Raw genomic sequence first — 21,299 nt, 5'->3', positions numbered from 1 at the left:
CCGGAGCTTCACTCACTGCCGGAGCTTCACTCGGCTCCACGCTCGGCATAATACTCGGCTCCGGTTTATCACTCGGTGCTACACTCGGTATAATACTTGGTTCCGGTTTCTCACTCGGTGCCACACTCGGACGATAGGAATAATTATTATCATCGTCATCATCGTCGCCTGAATCGTGATGATCTCCGCTTCCATTATTCTCAAAAAGAGTTTTCGGATTACCCGGATTCACTACAGATGCGCCTCCCGAAACACCGTGATGTTTGTCCTGTGGATCATATTGAACTGTATTTCCGCTGAAATCCTTAACCTCAATGCCGTTCGCGGCACAAGCCTCATACGTGGTCAGATTTCGCTCTTCCTCTGCTGCATGGAGAGCATAATGCGTATAATAGCTTACGATATCATCTCCGAATGCATTTCGAAGATCCTCATATGCAGAAAAATACGCATTGACATCCAAATTTGCATTACAGCATCTTGCCTCATAAATACCATTTGTGATGAAGTGTTCAAACAGTTTTTCCGGATCTGTTCCCAACTGGTCCACAACATCCTTGTTCAATTCTGCATAAACCTTTGCATCAAAGATTAACCGGAGTCCATCCTTGTCCTCCGCTGTAACCTGATGCGGTGCGGCACTGATCACAAATGTCGTCCTTGCGCCGATCAACATTGCACTCAGGCCAATCACCGCCAGTCGCTTTGACAGCCTTCTACTCCTCACCTTTTCTCCTTCCCTTCCTGCAAAATCAAGTTCATTAAAGCATCCGTTCCGGGATAAAACATGTTTTTCTAAATATGTTCCATTTACCTCCATCAGTCCCGCCAACTGACTCTCTGAAATCCAGAGTACCTTTTTCTTTTCAATCGCTCTTTTCAGTTCTCCTGATCATGGCAAACTCCCAAAACTCACTTATAATATGGCACTTCAATTCAACAGCGTCAATTATCGCACAATATTATATTTACATCTATTTTATATTATTTTTTTATTTTATAACACTTGTATATAATGCATTTTCACAATTTTATTTCATGAAGTTCATTTTTCCTGTACCAAAATGACATGTATTTTTGCAAAATTTTTTTTCAGATTCTTCGATCTTGGTGACTCGAAACACCCTTCGCGAGTTTCATTCGTTATCCCGGCAGTCGTCAGGACCTCCCTATGGCGTGGGCTTTGGCAAGTTAGACGCGCAAACAAAATCCGCGAGTTCCCATCATTTCTGACAGAAGCTCGCGGACTTCATTTCTTAATATGATACGGGCTGTATTTAGAACTTCCACATCGGCAATATCTTCAGAATTTCATTGATATAGAGCTCACTGGCCGCAACCCCGGAGATCACCGGAAAGTACAGGATGAAGAATGCCGCTGACAGCCCCCCGGTCAGACAAAGCACCTTCTTTTCCTTCACAAAGCCAAGATTCCGGATGCTGTGAAGAATCATCACAATCAGAACCTTCGTGCAGATAAAATACTGGTAAATGAATACCGTCCTTGAAATCATCACCCATGGAAGCAGCATTGCCAGATAAAAGATGAGCAGGACCACTGCTGTCATATTCTTCTTATATGCAAGATAGATATGGTGAGCGACCGCTGCAAGTCCCGCATAGCAGACCAGCGGATTCACAAAAGTAGAGATCGAACTCTTTACTCCCTGAAACGAAGTACGGAAATCCACCAGAGGTATCCAGTCAAACAGCCAAGTGTACCAGGGTGAAGAATACGGATGTGGTTTCAGCGCTCCCTCATGGTAATTCAGCATATGAATGCTGTTGGATACCGCGTGCTGGAAGATATTCTGCCCCTCGTATACCCTTGCGAAGGGAATATAAGACAGCGCATATACCAGTGCCGGCGCTGCCGCAAAACACGCAAGGCAGATCCCGATAAAGCGGAAAGGTCCTGCCCCTCGCAGAGAGTCTCCCCACCGGAACGGCGCCATACTGCGTTCCCGCATCTGCATTCTGACGGCCATCCATCCCAGAAGAATCACCGCCACGGCGGGCACGGTATACAGAGCGGTCCATTTTGTCGCCACACCTAAGGCAAATGCCGCACCTGACATCACAAGATAACGCAGTCTTTCTTCCTGAAGAAATGCAATCAGTCCGTAGAACAGACATATCACAAAAAACGCGACAAAAATGTCGATCGTGGCAATCCGGGAGAGCGTATAATGCATGAACTCCGTGATCTGAAGAACCGTTCCCAGCACCGCATAGTCCGATCTGCCGCAGATTCTCAGTGCAATCAGATACATGACCGGAATACACAGCGCACCGAAGATCAGGCTGGCAATCCGGTACCCGAAGGGATTCATACCAAAGATCGCGATACCGACGGAGATAATGCTTTTTCCGAGAGGCGGATGTGTATTCTCATAAATCGGCATTCCATGCAAAAACTCATATGCCGTCCGTCCATGATAGACTTCATCAAACGTCATCGAATAGAATCCGTTGGGAATCTCCGGAATGCACTCCTGCTCGTCGAACAGTTCTTTCGGCGTCCCGGACGGAATGAGCGGAATCCTTTTCCCCTCCTCGTCCATGCAGGCAATCTCCGCAATCTCGTCCTTTCCGGCTGAGAAAATCACACAAAACTGATGCGTTTCCACATCGGCTACGATCTCTTTCCATGTGAAGACACCGCCAAGTGTCAGATCCTTTCCGATCGGCTCCCATTTCCCATCCTTCGCATAATAGACCGTAATCGGATCCTTCGGTGCCATCTTGGAATAAATGCAGATGGAGTGAACCTTCTGTTTCTGTCTCAATGAAACCAGAACATCGGTCCCGGCTTCCGTTTCCTTTCCGACCTGCGCCGCAGTCACCGGTGCTTTCATCTGTCCCAGATGCATGGAACCAAATACCAGAAAAAGGAAGGTCAGTGCAGCCATGGCTTTCCTGTCCAGCGAAGAAATGACCATTGTCGATGCCGACCGGATCCGGTCTGTTCCGCCCTCCGTGTTTTCCTCACGCCGGAGGATTTCCATTTCAATCGGTCTTCCCTCCATCTCCCGGTGAAATGCATAGATCGAAAACAGATATATCGCAAGGTTGCATATGCTCAACAGTTCCATATTCTGCGGTGTACCGTAGAGGTATGCGAAATACGTCTTCATGTTGACAAGCTGGACCGAAAACGCGATGATCCATCCGCAGCCGGTACAAAACGCAAGAAGCACCGCAATAATCTCATACAGAAAACCATACCGCTCATGCATTGCCGGAAGAAAAAGAACGCAGGTATACGTCAGCAGAAACGCGCACCATAAGAAATGGCGTTTTCTCATATCTGCTTTCTTAAGACAAAACCAGTACAGCAGCCCCATGAGAATCAGCGCAGTTACACCGATGCACCACCATTTATCCGCATGATAGGACAGTTTCCAGAGATTCCAGACACTGGGATAATTTTTGGTGATGGAATCATATTCCACGGTCTGACTGCTGTATACGGAGATCATATCCCAGACCGGCCTTCCACAGAAAAGGTTTGGAATAGCAGTCGCAATCATTGCCGCCGGAATAATCAGGAAATGATAAATCCGAATCTTCCCTTTTTTTTGAATCAGACCATCCAAAAATAAAAAACCGTAAAACGGAATAATAAATATTGTCTGAAGCTTAATAGCAAACGCAACTCCGAGAAACGCAAACGAGGTACAGATCCGATTACGGTGCAGAAAATACATCGCCCAGATAATCATGGCGGCATACATACTGTCGCACTGCCCCCAGGCCGCTGAATTCAGCCATACGGTCGGAAGAAAGAGGACCGCCGCATATCCGGCGATCGCTTTTCTTTGTCCATAAATATCCCGCAAAAAAAGCCAGACTCCTCCTGCCAGAAGAAAGTCAAACAGGACGGAAAGCATCTTGTATTTCATCATTGCTTCGCCCGGCAGAAGAGTCAGAAAATAAATCAGCAACTGGTACAGAAAATTATAATTTCCAACCTGTGTGGTCAATGCGGTCCGCAGATCCATCCCCGCAATCATCTCATACCAGGGAAGAAGACAATTTCTCATGTCGTTGCTGATCACATCGCGAAACATATATCTCAGAACAAATGCTGCCAAACTGATCAGGATCATCCAGATAATTTCTTTGTTTTTGCCTTTTGTCGGTTTCATAGTACACCATTATCCGAAAAAAGATCTCTATATCATCTCTGATATAGAGATCTCTCTCCGTCATTCCTCGTTAAAGAGTACGATACGTTACGTTTCTCTTATTCTACAGTCTGCCCGGTAAGAGAACCGGATGAATCATTTTTTTGGTTCCGGAGCCGGCTTAAATCCCCCCCCACCTCCGGAGTTGCCGGATCCGCCGGTATTTCCGGTTCCACCGTTGTTGTCGGACTGTGACTTCTGATCACTGTTTGAGTCCGGATTGCCGCTCGGGGCCGGAGCTTCACTCGGATCTGCCGGTGCCTCACTCGGATCTACCGGTGCTTCACTCGGATCTGCCGGTGCCTCACTCGGATCTACCGGTGCCTCACTCGGATCTACCGGTGCCTCACTCGGATCTACCGGGGCCTCACTCGGATCTACCGGTGCCTCACTCGGATCTACCGGGGCCTCACTCTGGTTTGTCGGCTCCTCACTCGGGTTTTCCGGCTTCTTCTCCGGTTTTTCCGGTTTCTTCTCCGGTTTTTCCGGTTTCTTCTCCGGTTCTTCCGGGCTCTGGCTTGCCGGTGCTATCGGTGCCGCACTCGCCTCCGGTGCTACGCTCGGCTCTTCACTCGGTGACCAGCTCGGGACCGGAGCCTCACTCGGTGACCAGCTCGGGACCGGGGCCTCACTCGGTGACCAGCTCGCTGCCGGAGCTTCACTCACAACCGGTTCTTCACTCGGGTACCAGCTCGGTACCGGGGCCTCACTCGGATACCAGCTCGGTACCGGAGCCTCACTCGGTGACCAGCTCGGCTCGAAACTCGGCGACCAGCTTGGCTCGAAACTCGGCTCCTCGCTCGGCGTTATACTCGGTTCCGGCATCTCACTTGGTGTGATACTCGGCACCGGTTTCTCACTCGGTGTGATACTCGGCACCGGTTTCTCACTCGGTGCGACGCTCGGACGATAGAAATTGTCATCATCGTCATCATCGTCTCCGGAATCATACTGATTTCCGCTGTCATTGTTGCTCTTGTTTCCGCCGAGACTCAGCGGGTTGGAGATGTCTGACACGACAGTGCCTTCCGGAATACTATGATGCTTATCCTGCGGATCATATTCCACCGTGTTTCCGTTGAAATCCGTAATCGGAACGCCATTCTCCGCGCATGCCTCATACGTTGTCAGAACACGCTGCTCCTCTGCCGCATGAAGGGCGTAATGCGTATAATAGCTTACGATGTCATCTCCGAATACACTTCGAAGATCTTCGTATGCAGAAAAATACGCATTTACGTCAAAATTTGCGTTGCAGCATCTCGCCTCATAGATTCCCTTTGTGACGAAATGTTCAAACAGCTTTTCCGGATCTGTCCCCAGCTGGTCCACAACATCCTTGTTTAATTCTGCATACACTTTTGCATCAAACATTAGCCGGAGACCGTCCATGTCCTCCGCCGTGACCTGATGCGGTGCGGCATTGATCACAAATGTCATCCTCGTGCCAATCAGCATCGCACTCAGACCGATCACCGCCAATCGCTTTGATAGCCTTTTTTTCTTCACCTTTTCATCCTTCCCTTGTTATAAATTTGTTTTTATATAAAAAAAATAAAAACACTGATTCATCGAAATGATTCTCCTAAAACAGCTATCCGTCAAAGAATCCGCTTATCAATGATGTATCTTGGCCTTTTTTTCGTCTCCATATAGATTTTTCCGATATATTCTCCGATCACGCCCAAAGAAAGCATCTGACAGCCGGAAACAAAACAGATGATACTCGTCGTACTTGCCCAGCCCCAAACAGTCTTTCCGCAAATGGCCTGGATCACAGCCCACATCACTCCGAGAAAACTGATGAGAGAAATAATGAAACCAAGAAGTGTCACAAGCCGGATCGGTTTGACAGAAAGACTCGTGATCCCGTCAAATGCCAGCGCCAGCATCTTTTTCAGCGGATAATGGCTCTCTCCGGCAATTCTTTCCCTGCGCTCATAGAATACGGTAGTGCTGCGGAATCCCACCAGCGGGATGAGCCCGCGAAGAAAAAGATTCACTTCCTCAAACTCCGCAAATTTCTCAAGAACCCGTTTTGAAATCAGTCGATAATCCGCATGATTAAAGACAACCTCCGCTCCCATGCGATTCATCAGATGATAAAAACCTTCCGCCGTTGTTCGCTTAAAAAAGCTGTCCGTATCTCTTTTGCTTCGAACACCGTAAACCACCTCATACCCTTCCATGTATGCGCGGACCATCTCATCCATGGCATCAATGTCATCCTGTCCGTCGCAGTCAATGGAAATGGTAATGTCACATCGTTCCTTCGACTCCATCAGTCCTGCAAGCAGAGCATTCTGATGTCCCCGGTTACGGCTCAGCGAAATTCCCCTGTAATGGGAATCCTGCTCCGTCAGTTTCTGAATAATGCTCCAGGTATCATCCCGGCTCCCATCATTTACAAACAGGATCCGGCTTTCATCCCGAATCATCCCCCTGTTCACAAGCGATTGAATCTTTTCCAAAAACATCGTACATGTAATTGGCAGAACTTCCTGCTCGTTGTAACAGGGAATCACAATCCAGAGTATTGGTTTCTCGTCCATGCTTTTTCCTAAAAAAATCAATCTTTATGACAAAATTCTTTTATTCTATATTGTTATAGGCTTTATGCACGATAGTGTCAATTATTTTCTTCGTATTTTTGTCTATTTTGCATCAAAAGCAACTTTTTGGTAATGAAATGCATTCAGATTCCTGATCTCATCCATACGGCACCGTACGGTCACACCTTACCAGCAGCGACATGAACGTCCTCGCGGAGCGTTTTTTGTTTCATCGGGAATTTCGGAGAAATTTACGATGAAACAAAAAAAGAACGACAGGTTTTCTGCCGTTCTTCCCGATCAAATTCATCTTCTGTTTTCAGATGATATGCGCCAATTCGTCCGTGCTTCTCTTCGGTACGTAATAATTCCGGTTCTCATCCACATAATATTTCAATTCCCCGTTTTCCGGCACGTCAACGATATGGCTTTCACATGCCGGTTTTCCGAGCGCGATCATCATACGGATGCTGTATCCGTCCGGAAGATCCAGAATCTTTGCAATTGCCGGCGCATCAATCGCGCCCATGATGCAGCTTCCGATGCCCCGGCTGTACGCCGTCATAACCAGACTCTCCACCGCAATTCCGGCATCCACATCGGACCACGGACCGGATTCCGGGGTTTTCACGATTGCGATCCAGGCTGTCGGCTGTTCATGCTTCTTCGGCGTACCGATTTCTTTCGGAAGCATGGCCGCCCATTTTACCAGAGGCTGAATGCGTTCCACCGTCTCCGGGTTCCGGACTGCGACAAACCGCAGCGTCTGATGATTTCCCGCACTGGATACCATTCGCACGTTATCCAGCATCTCCAGAATCACTTCTTCCGGCACCGGTTCCTGCAGAAATCTGCGATAGGTTCTGCATCCCTGAAAAAGCCGGCCAAGTTCCATGTCCGAACCTCCCCTCTATGATCGAAAACCGTTATGTTTCTCCTGCATCCTTTGATCGGAGATCGCTGTCTGCGCCGACCGCCAGACCTCTTCGGCGGCCTGCCGCATCTGTCTTTTTCCAGCTCGGCTTTCATCTTCCGTCTTCTTTGGTCTCACGTACCGCCATCGGAATCTTTCCGTTCTCAAGACGTGTACGGATAATCTCCGGCAGAACCCCGGTACCGAAATTCAGCATCCGGTTCACGCGGCTGATTGTAGCGCTGCTGGCATTCGTCTTCTTTGCGATCTCCGTATACACCTCGTCATTCATAAGAAGGGAAGCGACATCAAATCTCTGTTCCATCGTCTGAAGTTCGGTCGCTGCACACAGATCCTCAAAAAAACGTCTGCACTCATCGACATCCTTCAAATCCAGGATTGCCTCATAGAGTGCCATGCTGTGTTCTCTCTTCTGGTTTCTCGGCATAGAATAACCTCCCAAACATCTTCTGTCATGTATCCGACCGTTCATCACGTTTTTCAATACGTATTATTTACTTTCGAATATGATATCTCTATTATATTCTCTTTGCTTTTCCTTTACAACGCTTAAATGCTTTAAAGCATGCCATGCAAAAATTTCATCTTTTCTCTGAACTCAAGTTATATTCCCATCATCATCCGGCGGGGCGTTATCGGAATTCCAATCACTGCAGCCGGTCAAGCGTTCCGAACGTATATCCCTGGTTTTCCCATCCGGTCAGTAATTCATCCAGAATTTCCGTGTTGGTCTTCGATACGGCGTGAAGAAGAATTACCGCGCCCGGATGGATTCTCCGGTTCAGTGTCGTCATCGCAGACGCATGATCCGGCTGTTTCTTCGTATCGTAATCACCGTATGCGACGGTCCAGTAGATCGTCTTATACCCCATTGCCTGTGCCTGTGCATAGATCGCATCCGAATAACCGCCCTCCGGTGCGCGGAAATACCGCGGCATTTCCAGTCCGGTAATCGTCTTAAAGAGATCGGAATTCTGCTTCAGTTGATTCCAGAATGCCTCATGTGTCGTGATTGTATTCATATGCGGATGACTCCACGTGTGATTTCCGACAATATGACCCTCATTCACCATTCTCCTGACCAGTTCCGGCTGCGTCTGCATGAATTCCCCGGTGCAGAAAAATGTTGTCTTAATGCCGTGCTTCGCCAGGGTATCCAGAATCGCCGGCGTATATCCGTTCTCATATCCCTCGTCAAAGGTGAGATACAGCACTTTGGATTCCGTGTCCGAAGACCGGGAATATGCACCGTATGTGTGCATCTTTGCCTCGTCGTCATTGCCCTTCGGCACCGCATTCGGCGTCGGCTGATAATTGCCCCACTGGCCTTTTGCGCCACCCGCGGGCGCAGCCTGAAGATCGGCCCACGCCTGATCGTCCGGCTTGACCGCAATCTGATAATCGTATCCGCCTTTCCGGTTCTCTGTATTCTGCCCGGTCTCGGTACTTCCCGCCTGACGGCCGGAACCCGTGCTTCCCCCGGCAGAACCGTTCCCGTTTTCTTCCGGAACCTTTCTCTTTTCCGCCTCCAGCGCCGGCCCCGTCGCCTGCTTTCCGTTTGTTCCCGCATATACGGTTCCCGCTGCCGCGACGGTAATGGCCGCAGCCACTGTCAATCCGATCCATCTCGTTTTCTTCATATTCCGGTTCCCCTCTTCGCACTCCCGTTCGGATGATACTGTCCGATTCCATCCACGGGAACTCTTCTGCATACATAGTATTATTGTACACTAATTTTCCCCGTCGGGGTAGGCTCGCCGCAAATCACACAGACAGATTTGCGCCCGCTTCCTGTCTTTTGCGGTCCGGAATCGGCGGAGCAGTTTTGTTCCACAGGAATTCCGAAGAATTTTTCCTGTGAAACGAGACAAAACACGCTTCTCGAATTTCGCTCGTCATCGCGGCAGTCACCAGGGTCTCGCGCAAGCGCAGGCTTTTGCTCGTTGCTCGCGTACAGAAAAAAAGAGGACCTCCGATTCAAAATCGGAAGTCCTCTCATATTCTCTGTTATAACAACGGACCGATGGTATCCGGGGATATTTTCCTGCGGATTACATCATTCCCGGCTGCGGTGCCGGCATAGCCGGAGCCGGCTCCTTGATGGTAGCAACCGCCGCCTCGGTTGTGAGGAAGGTGGAAGCTACGGAAGTAGCGTTCTGAAGAGCGGATCTGGAAACCTTGGTCGGATCCAGGATACCGTTCTCGATCATGTCAACATAAACCTCGTTGTAAGCATCGAAGCCCTGACCCTCGCCAGACTCCTTTACCTTGTTGACGATTACGGCGCCCTCAAGTCCTGCGTTGATGGCGATCTGAGTCAGCGGAGCTTCCAGTGCCTTCAGGATAATCTTCGCACCGGTCTTCTCATCACCTTCCAGTTCTGCAGCAACGGTCTCAACAGCCTTCTCTGCGTGGATGTATGCGGAACCGCCGCCGGATACAACGCCCTCTTCCACAGCTGCTCTTGCAGCGTTGAGAGCATCTTCCATTCTCAGCTTTGCTTCCTTCATCTCTGTCTCGGTTGCAGCGCCGACGCGGATAACCGCAACACCGCCTGCGAGCTTTGCCAATCTCTCCTGAAGTTTCTCCTTATCGAAGGAAGAAGTGGTCTCCTCAATCTGAGCCTTGATCTGAGCGATTCTGTCAGCGATTGCGCTCTTATCGCCCTCGCCGTCAACGATCGTGGTATTCTCCTTCTGGATCTTAACGGACTTTGCACGTCCAAGCTGCTGGATGGTTGCATCCTTCAGCTCAAGGCCGAGCTCGCTGGAGATAACCTCACCGCCGGTCAGGATTGCGATATCCTTCAGCATTTCTTTTCTTCTGTCGCCGTAGCCCGGAGCCTTAACCGCAACAACATCGAAAGTACCTCTCAGCTTGTTGACGATCAGGGTTGTCAGAGCCTCACCCTCGACATCCTCTGCAACGATCAGGAGCTTAGCGCCCATCTTTACGATCTGCTCCAGAAGCGGAAGGATTTCCTGAATGTTGGAGATCTTCTTGTCGGTGATCAGGATGTACGGATCCTCGAGATTTGCCTCCATTTTCTCCATATCATTGCACATGTAGGCGGATACATAACCTCTGTCGAACTGCATACCTTCAACCAGGTCAAGCTCTGTCATCATGGTCTTGGACTCCTCGATGGTGATCACGCCGTCCTTGGAAACCTTCTCCATTGCGTCCGCAACCATCTTGCCGACTTCCTCATCTGCAGAAGAGATAGCGGCAACTCTTGCGATGTCGTCCTGTCCCTTAACCGGATGGCTCATCTTCTTGATCGCCTCAACAGCCGCATCGGTAGCCTTCTTCATTCCCTTTCTGAGAACGATCGGGTTTGCGCCTGCCTCCAGGTTCTTCATACCTTCGTTGATCATTGCCTGTGCAAGAACGGTGGCCGTTGTGGTACCGTCACCGGCAACATCGTTGGTCTTAGTTGCAACTTCGCGAACCAGCTGAGCGCCCATGTTCTCATATGCATCGGCAAGCTCGATCTCCTTTGCGATGGTAACGCCGTCGTTGGTGATCAGCGGTGCGCCGTATGCCTTATCCAGAACAACGTTTCTGCCCTTCGGTCCGATGGTTACTTTAACAGTATCTGCAAGCTGATTAACGCCGGCTGCCAGAGCCTTTCTGGCGTCAACTCCGAATTTAAGTTCCTTTGCCATGATCATTACCTCCGAATCACGATCCCGCTGTTTTCCGCGGAATCCTCTGTTCAATTTCTATGCTTATCTGTTCCGGTCAACAAATCAGTCCAGAACGCACTTGATGTCTTTCTGCTCAACAACAACGTACTTCTCGTCCTTGCTGATCTCGATCTCTGTGCCGCTGTACTTTCCATAGATTACCTTGTCGCCAACCTTAACCTGCATGGTAACCTTGGTTCCGTCTGCAAGCTCTCCCGGTCCTACTGCGACAACTTCTGCCTGCTGCGGCTTTTCTTTCTCTCCGCCCGGAAGAACGATGCCGGAAGCGGTCTTCTCCTCTTCAACGATCGGCTTTAAAACAACATTGTCAAATAACGGTCTTGCTGTCATTACTTGCTTCCTCCTCAGCTGTAAAAAATGTATGTGCCAAGGTCCCTTTCAGGGCCTTTTCTGATCACAAGACAAGTTATAGCACGCTTTGTTAGCAGTGTCAACATTTGAGTGCTAATATTTTCGTGAATCCCGACAAAGGGCTGTCACTCAGCCGGAGACGGATGCCGGAATCTGAAGGAAACAGGCGCCAAAACCAGACGGACCCGGCATCCTCATTCCGTCTCAGCGATAGGAAATCAGTTCTTCCACTTCCTTGCGAAGCGGTGCTTTCGGAGCCTGATCCGGATGTCCGATCAGAATCAGTGCGGATATGCTCTGTCCCTCCGGAACATTGACCACTTCTTTTACTTTCTGTTCATCGAATACGCCGAGAATTACCGTGCCAAGGCCGAGATCATGGGCCGCAAGGCAGAACGCCTCCGCCGCAAGGCCCGCGTCGAAGGACTGCCAGTGAGTTCCCTTCGTGGTGGAAAATGATCCATCCTTCTCAAATCCGGAACGCTTCTCCACCGTTGTCTCCACAATCAGCGCCGCTGCGCTGTTAATGTTGTTGCGGTTGAATTCAAAATCGCACACACACTCGTTTGCGATCCGCTCTTTCATCTCCTTGTCAAAGACCGCAATATACCGCGTTGTCTGTGTATTCTTCCAGCTCGGCGCAAATCTCGCCGCTTCCACACAGCGCTTGATATCCTCTCTGGTCACCGGTTCGTCCGTATATTTTCGAATGCTTCTTCTTGTGACAATATTTTCCATTGTTTCCATAAATAGTATCCTCCTCATCATTCTCTCACGGCAGTCCTCCCGGCTGTCCCGGACGGATCCTAACGGCGAACCGTCTCCCTTCCGTTCCCGGCGCAGAAACACAGCAGTTCAACACCTCAGCAGCTCAGCAATTCATCTGCGCGGCAGTTCGGCAGATCCGCAGTTCAACAATTCTGCCGCACCGTAGCTCGGCCGTTCAGCAACTCAGCTGTTCAGCAGTTCCGAAACCGCCGCTTCGTATTCTGCCATCTTTTTTGCTTTCCGGACTTTCTTCAGCTTTTTTTCATCCTCCGGGAACCGGTCTCCGAGATAGGCCCAGAGCTCCTTCATCCGGAACAGAATATTATTGTCTTCCGGAATCTCCTGACGGTAACGCCGGAGAAGTTCCGTCAGAAACCTCTGAAGTTCTTCTCCCGACGCCGCTTCTCCGCCGGCACATTCTCGCTGAAGCGCCGGATCCGCCACGATTCCCCGCCCCAGCATCACGGCTTCCAGCCGCGGGAAATCCGAAGCAGGAAAACGTTCTGCCAGCTTCTGCATTTCTTCCTTTGTAAAAATGTTTCCGTTATAGCATACTGGCATCACCGCATCGCGGCACGCAACGGCAAATGCGTCCAGATCCGGTTCTCCCCCGTATTTTGCGGCAAGAGTCCGTGCATGGATGCAGAGTTCCGAGATCGGATAGCGGTTGTAGATCTCCGTCAGCGTCTTCATCTCCGCCGCATCGGTGACGCCGAGCCGGGTCTTCACCGAGAGCCGTATCCGCCCGGAAAGCCCTTTCTTCTCCAGCCCATCAAAGGTATCCTCGAGAAACATATCCAGTGCCGTCGGATCCTTCAGCATTCCGGCGCCTTTCCCCTTGGTCACGACCGTCGGTGACGGACAGCCGAGATTCAGATTCACTTCCCGGTATCCCTTTTCGGCAAAGATTTCCATCGCCCACACGAGGCTCTCCGCGTGGGAGGTCAGAACCTGCGGAATCAGGCAGCCCGTCTCGTCATTGGCCGGATCGGTATCCCGGATCTCCCGCTTCCGCATCGTCATGTTCGGGCCGACGGCCACAAACGGCGTATAGTAGCGGTCCATCCCCGGAAAAATCTGTGTATGTGCATTCCGGAACGGATATCCGGTAACGCCCTCCATGGGCGCAAAATAATATCTCATATTTGTCCTCCAGGCTCAAGCAGACAAGCTTGCCTGTCTATTTGAGCCGTCGATCAAAGTTTGAAAGTTTACTTTCAAACTTCTTCCTCCAGGCGGTAACAGTATACCACGAAAGGCAGGCGTCCGGCGAGCACTTGCGTTCATCCGGCACCGCTGTGTGCCCCAGCTGCAAGCAGGACCGGGGTACCGCGAAAGCCGCGAGCTCAAAGCGCTCAATAATATAGTTTTGATATATCTTTCGCCATAGTTCTTTGTTTGTTTAACCATATTAAACTATATTTTTCTTGTAATATATTCTATTTTATTTCAATTTTCACTCTGACTATCATTTTTACCGGTCTAAATTATCCTTTTTCTTGGGTTTCTATCTGTCTTAACAGCAATATATGGGGAAAGACTATTTTTTTCTCCTCGTATTTCTGAAATAGTTTTGTATTCTATGATTGCTAATATATTTTTTCTATCATATAATAATACTGCAATATCAGGCGGGCTTTCATTCTTCGTTGAAAGCTCCCCTTTACGCTCACCGAAACCAACACCAGAAAGGTCGTTCAGAAACCATGAGCCGCAAAGACGAATGCGGGCTGTTCGGAAGTCTCTACTACTATCTCAAGGAGAATGTTTCCATCTTCCGGCGCGCAGAGGAATTTTACAGCTTCATAACGTCTGACCGCAGCTCCGCCGGCAAAAATCCGAGAAAGATCAGTTACTTTATTCGGTATGACTGCCTGACGGAGAAGGTTTCGCACGCCCTGATATCCGAACTCCGCGACAAAGACACCTACATGAAACGTTTTTCGGATATCACTATGCAGATGAACTATATGCAGCTCTCGGTACTCTCCGCCTCTCTTGCGGAGTTCGTCCGGAAGACCGACGTATACTGCAGCCGGATCCCTCAGGGAAATGCGGCAAACAACGAATTTCTGCCGTATCCGCCTGCGCTGCGCGAGGATCTCGCGCTCCGTCTTTCCTCTTCCGGCCCGGCCGATCCGGCGGAGGCCGATCCGGATCATGCCGCCGAACTGCTGTATCTCTATATCTTTTTTGCCGCCTCGAAGATTCTTCCGGAAAAAGCCGCATCTGCCGCGTTTCCGGAATACGGCGCGGCGGAGTACGCCCGCCTCGTGACCGATCGATATCCTTCCGGTGGCGAAGCCGCGGTCCTTGCGGAAAAAGCACTCGCCGACCGCGATGAATCGCCCAATCCGACCGCGTCCTTCCACTGCGGCATACGCCTGCTCGTGGAAACCACGGGGCATAAGCAGACGCCGGATCCCGGAGCAGCATTCCGCTATTTTTGCCGTTCTGCCGGAATCCTTTCGCCGGACGGACTCCGCAAAAACGCGCAGAAGACCGCCAAAACCGCTGCCACGCTTCCGAACAGCGGTGACTACGGTCCGGCACTCTGGGGAATCGCGTACATTGTCTTCAGTTACCGCCGGCCTCTCGCCGGCCGGAATAACCCGCTGGAAAACTGTGCGGAAATCCCGGATCTGGAAATGTTTTCCGCCGAAGAGCGGATTCGCTGCGCGATATCCTTTGCATTTTCGGCAGCGCAGTCTCCCGATCCGGGGGCGGCGCTCTGTCTCCTTGGCCGGATCAGCAGGGAAGTCCCGGAAAACCGCCGTGAAGAATTCTCTCTTCAGGCACCGGATTACTACTTCCGCAAATCTGCGGAAAGCGGATATATCTATGCGGAGACCAATGCCGCCGCTGAATGCGCGGACCGGATACGGTCCGGTTCCGCTGATGTCTCCCCGCTCCTTCAGGACTACGAGCAGCACCTGCTTCGGGCCGCAGACTTCGGCATCGGATGGGCCGCGAACCGGCTCGGCCTGTTTTATCTGGACGGCCGTATCTTTCCTTCCGTTCCGGAAGAATCTGCAGGCCGGAGCCGTTTTCCGGAGCATACCGACCGGGAGCGGGCCCTCCGGTATCTGAACCGGGCCGCAGAAGGACTTCCGGGGAAATCCTCCTCCTGGGCGCTCGCAAACCGGCTTGCCTATATTCCGGAATACTACAGCGGAGATATGCCGTCCATCATGCGGGATCTGGAAGAGATTGCCTCGCTTGGCAATGCGGAAGCCCTGCGTTTCCTGCAGAAAGAGCTGACCACAGATTCCCCTTACAGCAGCCGGAATACCCCGGTCATTCTTCTCTATCTCGAGCAACTGATCCGGGAAGAGTAAAGCTGCATTATATAGTTTTTTCTATATGGAAAATATAATTTTTCTATTTATATTTTTTTACTTTTGTGTTACCATGTGTGTGGCATCATAGATTTTATGATAGTTTTGGTTTATTGATCGTTCGAGGGCAAGGGCCATGGTCAGAAAAGATTATAAATTATGTACGACCTACTCCGTCGAAGGCAATACCGCGAGGGTCGTTAAAACACAAGTAATTGATCTCACCGAGCGAAGAAAAAAAGAACAGCAGAAGGCATCCGGTTTCCGATGCGCCAGAGTGCGCTCGATCGGCCCGGGTTACGCTGCCGTTTTTTTCGCAGCCTGCCTGATCACCCTTTTTATCTGTCTGAATTACATCCGCGTATATTCTTCCATCACAGCACATCAGCGAAGAATTGATGCACTTCAGACCGAAATCCAGACCCTGCACAGCGAAAATGTTGCCGCGCAGACCGATCTGGAATTGAAAACCGATCTCTCCTATATTGCTCTCGCCGCAAAACGCGACCTCCATATGGTTGTGCCGAATGCGGATCAGCTGATGTACTATGACCGGTCGGAACAGGAATATGTCCGCCAGAGAGAAGATCTCCCGCCGCGTTAAAAGCAGAACAATTCGTTTTCTGCATTTTCAGCATTTTGTTTCCATTGTTTACAGAAAACTTCTTTTGATATGACCACAGAAATGGCCCCTGCCGGTTTCCGGCAGAGGCCATTTCACATATACCCATGTTTTATTGTCGGATCCCCGCGAAACGGTTTATCTGCGGTTTTTCCCCTCTTCCGCATTCTTCATGCTGAGAGAAATCTTCTTCCGCTCCACGTCAACCGAGAGCACGCGGACTTTCACCACATCTCCGACGCTCACCACATCCAGTGGATTCTTAACAAAGCGGTCTGCCAGCTGTGAGATATGCACGAGGCCGTCCTGATGCACGCCGATATCGACAAAAGCGCCGAAATCCACGATATTGCGGACCGTACCGGTCAGAATCATGCCCTCTTTCAGACTTTCCAGATCCATGACATCCTGACGGAGCACCGGTGCCGGCGCATCTTCTCTCGGGTCGCGTCCCGGTTTGGAGAGCTCGTCAATGACATCCTTCAGCGTGTATTCGCCGAGCCCTGTCTGCTCCGACAGTTTCTTCAGATCCTCCTTCCGGATCTTCTGCGCGATGGAACGGGTCACGCCGCTTTTCAGATCCTCCTCGCTGCATCCAAAATGTGCCAGCAGCGTTCTCGCTGCCTCATAGCTTTCCGGATGCACCCCGGTCATATCCAGCGGTTCTTTTCCGCCGCGGATCCGCAGAAATCCCGCACACTGCTCATAGGCTTTCGGGCCCAGCTTCGGCACCTTGAGGAGTTCCTTTCGAGTGGAAAATGCGCCATGTTCCTCACGGTACTTTACAATATTCTCCGCCACCGTCGCGGAGATTCCGGAGATAAAGGACAGCAGAACCGCCGATGCGGTATTCAGATTGACTCCGACGCTGTTGACCGCATCCTCCACAACGCCGCGAAGCGCCTCATCCATCCGTTTCTCATTCATATCGTGCTGGTACTGGCCGACACCGATGGCCTTCGGATCGATCTTCACCAGCTCTGCCAGCGGATCCTGAAGACGTCTGGCGATGGATGCGCTGCTTCGCTGACCCACATCAAAATTCGGAAATTCCTTTGCCGCCGTCTCGCTGGCGGAATACACGCTGGCCCCCGCCTCGCTGACGATGGCATATTTCACCGGCAGCTTCGTTCTTCGCAGAAAATCGGCGATGATTTTCTCGGACTCTCTGGACGCGGTTCCGTTGCCCACCGAGATCACATCGACATGGTAGCGGCGGATCAGTTTTTCCAGAACCTCTTCCGCCTCTTTTACCTTATTCTGCGGTGCCGTCGGGTAAATGACGGTGGTGGCCAGAATCTTTCCCTCCGGATCGGAAACCGCCAGTTTGCAGCCCGTGCGGAATGCCGGATCCCATCCGAGAACCGTCTTCCCGGACAGCGGCGGCTGCAGAAGGAGCTGGCGGAGGTTCGCACCGAACACGCCGATCGCGCCCTCTTCCGCCTTCGCAGTGAGTTCCCCGCGCACTTCGGTCGTCACCTGCGGTAGGATCAGTCTCTTCCATGCATCCTTCGCCGCCTCTTTCCGGTACGGCACGCCGCTTGCCCTGCGGTCGCAGTGAAGTCTTCTCTCCATGTGGCGCAGCACATCCTCTTCCGGCACGTCGATGGAAACCGTGAGGAATTCCTCCTTCTCGCCACGGTTCAGCGCAAGAACCCGGTGTCCCGGAATCGAGCGGACCGGCTCGCGGAAGTCCTCGTAATTGGCGTAGACTGCCTCCCTCGCCTCGAGCTTCTGATTGACGGGAGCTTCCTCCGCCACATCTTTCGACGCTCTGCGTTTTCTCCTCGCCGTCACGATCTCGCCCTTTTCCTCCGCAGTCCTGCGGATCCAGGCGCGCTCTTCCGGGCTATCCGAGATCTCTTCCGCGATGATATCCTGTGCCATCTGAAGGGCCTGCGCCGCATCGTCGATGCCCTTCTCCGCATCGATGTATTTTTCGGCCTCCGCCTTTGCATCCGTCTCTGCCCGGTCATCCATCAGGAATTTTGCTAACGGCTCCAGTCCCTTTTCCCTGGCGATCATCGCTCTGGTCCGTCTCTTCGGACGGTACGGGCGGTAAAGGTCTTCCAGCTCGGCGTTCGTCTGCGCCTTCTCGACGGCCTCTGCAAGGGCCGGCGTCATTTTCCCCTGAGATTCGATGGTCGAGATCACCGTTTTCTTCCGGTCTTCCAATGCCCGAAGATAAGTCAGTCTCTCCGCAAATTTTCGCAGTACCGTGTCATCCAGCGCCCCCGTCGCTTCCTTCCGGTATCTGGCGATAAATGGTATCGTGCTGCCTTCATCGATCAGACGGATCACTGCCTCCGTCTGCCAGTTCTTGATTTCGAGTTCCCCTGAAATAATCTTTGTAATATCCATAGCGACTATTTTACCTTACCGCGCGTTTGTGTGCAATCTGTATGATTCCGTTCCCCGCAGTCCTTGAATTTTAATGGCCTTCGTATTAGAATTATGTAAAGAATGCGGTCATGTCTTTTGCCCGCATTTCCCGTATTTCTGGCGATATTGAAACATACATCATTTATAGAGAAGGAGATCTATCATGAAACGTACAGGAAAATTAGTTGTGCTCGCCGCCATCGCCGGCGCTGTCGCTGCAGGAGTTTCTTATATCTTACAGTACAAGTCCTTTCACAAGGAACTGAGTGAGGATTTCCACGAGTTTGAAAATGACTTCGATGAGTTCGATGACGAGGAAGATCTGACCGATTCCAAGACCGGCAGAAATTACGTCTCTCTGAACTCCAAGAAAACAGACGATGCAGAAAACGGTGCGGATGAAAAAGCCAGCACCGCGGATGAGGCCTGCAAATGTCCGGAAAAGACCGGCGATACTGCTAAGGATTCCGGTGACACTGCAGTAACCGACAGCGAATGTGCTGCTCCGGCTTCTGCCGAAACCGCCGGCACAGCCGCAGAAGAAGCTGCTGACACCGCCGAGGCTTCCGCAGACAAAGCAGAAGAGGTCTGATTATGATTCAGAGCCTGAAGCGTTCCATGGAGATTCTGGAACTCCTCCGGGACAATACTCATAAGTACACCATCGCGGAGATTTCCGCGAAATCAGAACTTCCGCCGAGCACCGTTCACCGCATTCTCCAGACATTCTGTGAGATGCGCTACGTGACCAGAGACGAATCCTCACATACTTACGAGCTCGGTCCGGCGCTGATTCCGCTTGGCCGGTCGGCTGCCGGCAACTACCGGATCCAGGATGCGGCTCTCCCGCTCCTGAAAAAACTGGCCTTCACCACGCGGGAGGACACCTATCTCGTGATCCGCGTCGGCGACAAGGGTCTCGTTCTCCAGAAGGTGGACGGCCCGAATCATCTGAAGGTTGTCGAGGAATTCGGCTATGAGCTGGATCTTCACTGCGGCGCGATCCGCAAGGTTCTGCTCGCCTTCCAGCCGAAGGACTATATTGACTACTATCTTGAAAAATGTGTCCCGAATCCGGACGCATTTCCGCAGATCAGCAGCCGCGCCCTGAAGGTCGAGCTGGATGAGATCCGCCGGGACGGGATCGCCTGTTCCTACGGCGAATATGTCCACGATGCCTGCGGAATCGGTTCCCCGGTTTTCGGACCGGACGGAAAGATCGAGGCGTCGGTCGGCATCATTGTCCCGCACTCCCGAATTGCGGAAAAAGTTCAGCTGGATCGCCTGAAGAAAGAAGTTGCTTCCTGCGCCTCCGAGCTGTCGTATTTTCTCGGGAATTCACTGCCGAGACGATGAAATTCAAGCATAAAAGCAGTCAACATGCCCGTTGACTGCTTTTGTTTACCATAGGTCTTACCTTAAACTGTCTAACCTCAAACCTCTCAAATCATTCTCTTTGATTCTTTGTATCTCATTTTCTTTATTGTTTCAGTTTTCTTTACGTAAATAATCGTCCAAAAACATATCACCATATACTCTCGCTCAAATCTTCCGATAATATCGCAATTCATTTCTATGCATGTAATTTTTATACGTGTTGACTTAGTGCATGTTCATTTGTATCATATTAGTAGAAAGGGAAATTATTATGCCTAAACGTCCCAGAGAAATGGAAAAAGAAATCCTTGCCGACGGTTGGTTATTCAAGAGTCAGGAAGGCTCTCACCGGCATTATGTTCATCCAACCAAGCCCGGAAAGGTCACGATCCCTTTTCATAGTAAAGAATTGAGTAAAATCGTTGAAAAATCCATTAGAAAGCAAGCCGGACTTGACAAATAGTCCCGCTAAAGAGAGGAGGCTCTCATATGTTATCTATATACCCTGCATGCTTTTTTAAAGATGAAACCGGATACTCTGTTGTATTTCCGGATCTTAACTGGTTGGCAACGAATGGCAGAACTGAAACCGAAGCCATGAATATGGCCGTGGACTGTCTGGCCGGTTACCTCTATTCTCTTAAGAAGGACGGGGATCAGGCTCCGCCTGCTTCTGCAATGAGCGATGTGTCCTTGGAATCCGTTGCCAAGGATCTCGATGCCGATATGAATGGCGCATTCGTAAACATGGTTTCTGTTGATGTCGCAGAATACGCGAAAGAGCATTTTGAAAAATCCGTTCGAAAAACACTCACCATCCCTGCTTGGCTCAATGCAGCCGCACAGGAGAGAAATATCAATTTTTCTCAAACTCTGCAGGAAGCGCTTCTCAAAAAAATCCGCGCATAATCATCCCTCTTAACAGTGAACTACTCCGACTTAATGCTACGCATTTGAAGTCGGAGCTTCCTGCTTCAACCACTACTGCATTGGCTACGATGATACGTAACTCAATGTCTTACACAATGTCCACAGGCGTATAAGTTAGGGCTATTCCATCCCTACTGTATATCTA

Annotated in this window: 17 protein-coding genes and 1 pseudogene; 6 read left to right on the top strand and 12 right to left on the bottom strand. The window is 50.7% G+C overall.

Features of this window, described 5'->3' with window-relative positions; translation table 11 throughout:
* The 11 genes and pseudogenes from BMW41_RS14565 to BMW41_RS07465 all read right to left on the bottom strand — a co-directional run.
* Positions 1-727, bottom strand: a pseudogene (locus tag BMW41_RS14565) (hypothetical protein); the annotation flags it as partial.
* Between the two features lie 550 nt (positions 728-1,277).
* Positions 1,278-4,112 carry a glycosyltransferase family 39 protein gene (locus tag BMW41_RS07510; protein WP_177171192.1) on the bottom strand — a complete coding sequence of 945 codons (2,835 nt, stop codon included), beginning with the start codon at positions 4,110-4,112 and terminating at the stop codon, positions 1,278-1,280.
* Positions 4,113-4,286: 174 nt separating this feature from the next.
* Positions 4,287-5,699 (bottom strand): hypothetical protein, encoded by a 1,413-nt coding sequence (locus BMW41_RS07505; RefSeq protein ID WP_143050831.1) that lies wholly within the window; start codon positions 5,697-5,699, stop codon positions 4,287-4,289.
* 92 nt (positions 5,700-5,791) lie between these two features.
* Positions 5,792-6,742, bottom strand: a complete 951-nt coding sequence (locus tag BMW41_RS07500; RefSeq protein ID WP_031474844.1) for a glycosyltransferase family 2 protein — start codon at positions 6,740-6,742, stop codon at positions 5,792-5,794.
* A gap of 319 nt (positions 6,743-7,061) precedes the next feature.
* A complete protein-coding gene (locus tag BMW41_RS07495; RefSeq protein WP_074649560.1) occupies positions 7,062-7,637 on the bottom strand; it encodes a nitroreductase family protein in 576 nt (191 codons plus the stop codon).
* 130 nt (positions 7,638-7,767) lie between these two features.
* Positions 7,768-8,103, bottom strand: coding sequence for a YerC/YecD family TrpR-related protein (locus tag BMW41_RS07490; protein ID WP_074649559.1), 336 nt, complete (start codon positions 8,101-8,103; stop codon positions 7,768-7,770).
* Positions 8,104-8,323: 220 nt separating this feature from the next.
* Positions 8,324-9,316 carry a polysaccharide deacetylase family protein gene (locus tag BMW41_RS07485; protein ID WP_074649558.1) on the bottom strand — a complete coding sequence of 331 codons (993 nt, stop codon included), beginning with the start codon at positions 9,314-9,316 and terminating at the stop codon, positions 8,324-8,326.
* A gap of 411 nt (positions 9,317-9,727) precedes the next feature.
* Positions 9,728-11,344, bottom strand: a complete 1,617-nt coding sequence (groL, locus tag BMW41_RS07480) for a chaperonin GroEL (RefSeq protein WP_074649580.1) — start codon at positions 11,342-11,344, stop codon at positions 9,728-9,730.
* Between the two features lie 84 nt (positions 11,345-11,428).
* Positions 11,429-11,716 carry a co-chaperone GroES gene (locus tag BMW41_RS07475; protein ID WP_031474856.1) on the bottom strand — a complete coding sequence of 96 codons (288 nt, stop codon included), beginning with the start codon at positions 11,714-11,716 and terminating at the stop codon, positions 11,429-11,431.
* Positions 11,717-11,941: 225 nt separating this feature from the next.
* The gene (locus BMW41_RS07470; RefSeq protein WP_074649557.1) at positions 11,942-12,484 is read right to left on the bottom strand and encodes a nitroreductase family protein; all 543 of its coding nucleotides are present in this window, start codon (positions 12,482-12,484) and stop codon (positions 11,942-11,944) included.
* Positions 12,485-12,688: 204 nt separating this feature from the next.
* Positions 12,689-13,648, bottom strand: a complete 960-nt coding sequence (locus tag BMW41_RS07465; protein ID WP_074649556.1) for a tRNA dihydrouridine synthase — start codon at positions 13,646-13,648, stop codon at positions 12,689-12,691.
* 563 nt (positions 13,649-14,211) lie between these two features.
* Here BMW41_RS07465 and BMW41_RS07460 point away from each other — a divergent pair.
* Both BMW41_RS07460 and BMW41_RS07455 read left to right on the top strand, forming a co-directional pair.
* Positions 14,212-15,843: an SEL1-like repeat protein gene (locus BMW41_RS07460; protein WP_074649555.1), complete on the top strand. Its 1,632-nt coding sequence runs from the start codon at positions 14,212-14,214 to the stop codon at positions 15,841-15,843.
* A gap of 136 nt (positions 15,844-15,979) precedes the next feature.
* Positions 15,980-16,447, top strand: coding sequence for an FtsB family cell division protein (locus tag BMW41_RS07455; protein ID WP_074649554.1), 468 nt, complete (start codon positions 15,980-15,982; stop codon positions 16,445-16,447).
* 156 nt (positions 16,448-16,603) lie between these two features.
* On the opposite strand, the gene BMW41_RS07450 is transcribed toward BMW41_RS07455, so the two are convergent.
* Positions 16,604-18,826, bottom strand: coding sequence for a Tex family protein (locus BMW41_RS07450; protein WP_074649553.1), 2,223 nt, complete (start codon positions 18,824-18,826; stop codon positions 16,604-16,606).
* Positions 18,827-19,010: 184 nt separating this feature from the next.
* On the opposite strand from BMW41_RS07450, the gene BMW41_RS07445 reads away from it, so the two are divergent.
* The 4 genes from BMW41_RS07445 (at position 19,011) to BMW41_RS07430 (ending at position 21,133) form a co-directional block, all read left to right on the top strand.
* Positions 19,011-19,439 (top strand): hypothetical protein, encoded by a 429-nt coding sequence (locus tag BMW41_RS07445; RefSeq protein WP_074649552.1) that lies wholly within the window; start codon positions 19,011-19,013, stop codon positions 19,437-19,439.
* Positions 19,440-19,441: 2 nt separating this feature from the next.
* Positions 19,442-20,203 (top strand): IclR family transcriptional regulator, encoded by a 762-nt coding sequence (locus BMW41_RS07440; RefSeq protein WP_074649551.1) that lies wholly within the window; start codon positions 19,442-19,444, stop codon positions 20,201-20,203.
* Positions 20,204-20,495: 292 nt separating this feature from the next.
* Positions 20,496-20,687: a type II toxin-antitoxin system HicA family toxin gene (locus tag BMW41_RS07435; protein WP_074649550.1), complete on the top strand. Its 192-nt coding sequence runs from the start codon at positions 20,496-20,498 to the stop codon at positions 20,685-20,687.
* Positions 20,688-20,713: 26 nt separating this feature from the next.
* Complete coding sequence (locus tag BMW41_RS07430; protein WP_074649549.1) at positions 20,714-21,133, top strand: type II toxin-antitoxin system HicB family antitoxin; 420 nt, start codon at positions 20,714-20,716, stop codon at positions 21,131-21,133.
* The last annotated feature ends 166 nt before the right edge of the window (positions 21,134-21,299 follow it).

The sequence above is a fragment of the [Clostridium] aminophilum genome (assembly GCF_900101295.1).
GTDB lineage: Bacteria > Bacillota > Clostridia > Lachnospirales > Lachnospiraceae > Clostridium_R > Clostridium_R aminophilum_A.
Note: the sequence above shows the minus strand (reverse complement) of the source record. Positions and strands in the feature narration are given on the sequence as shown.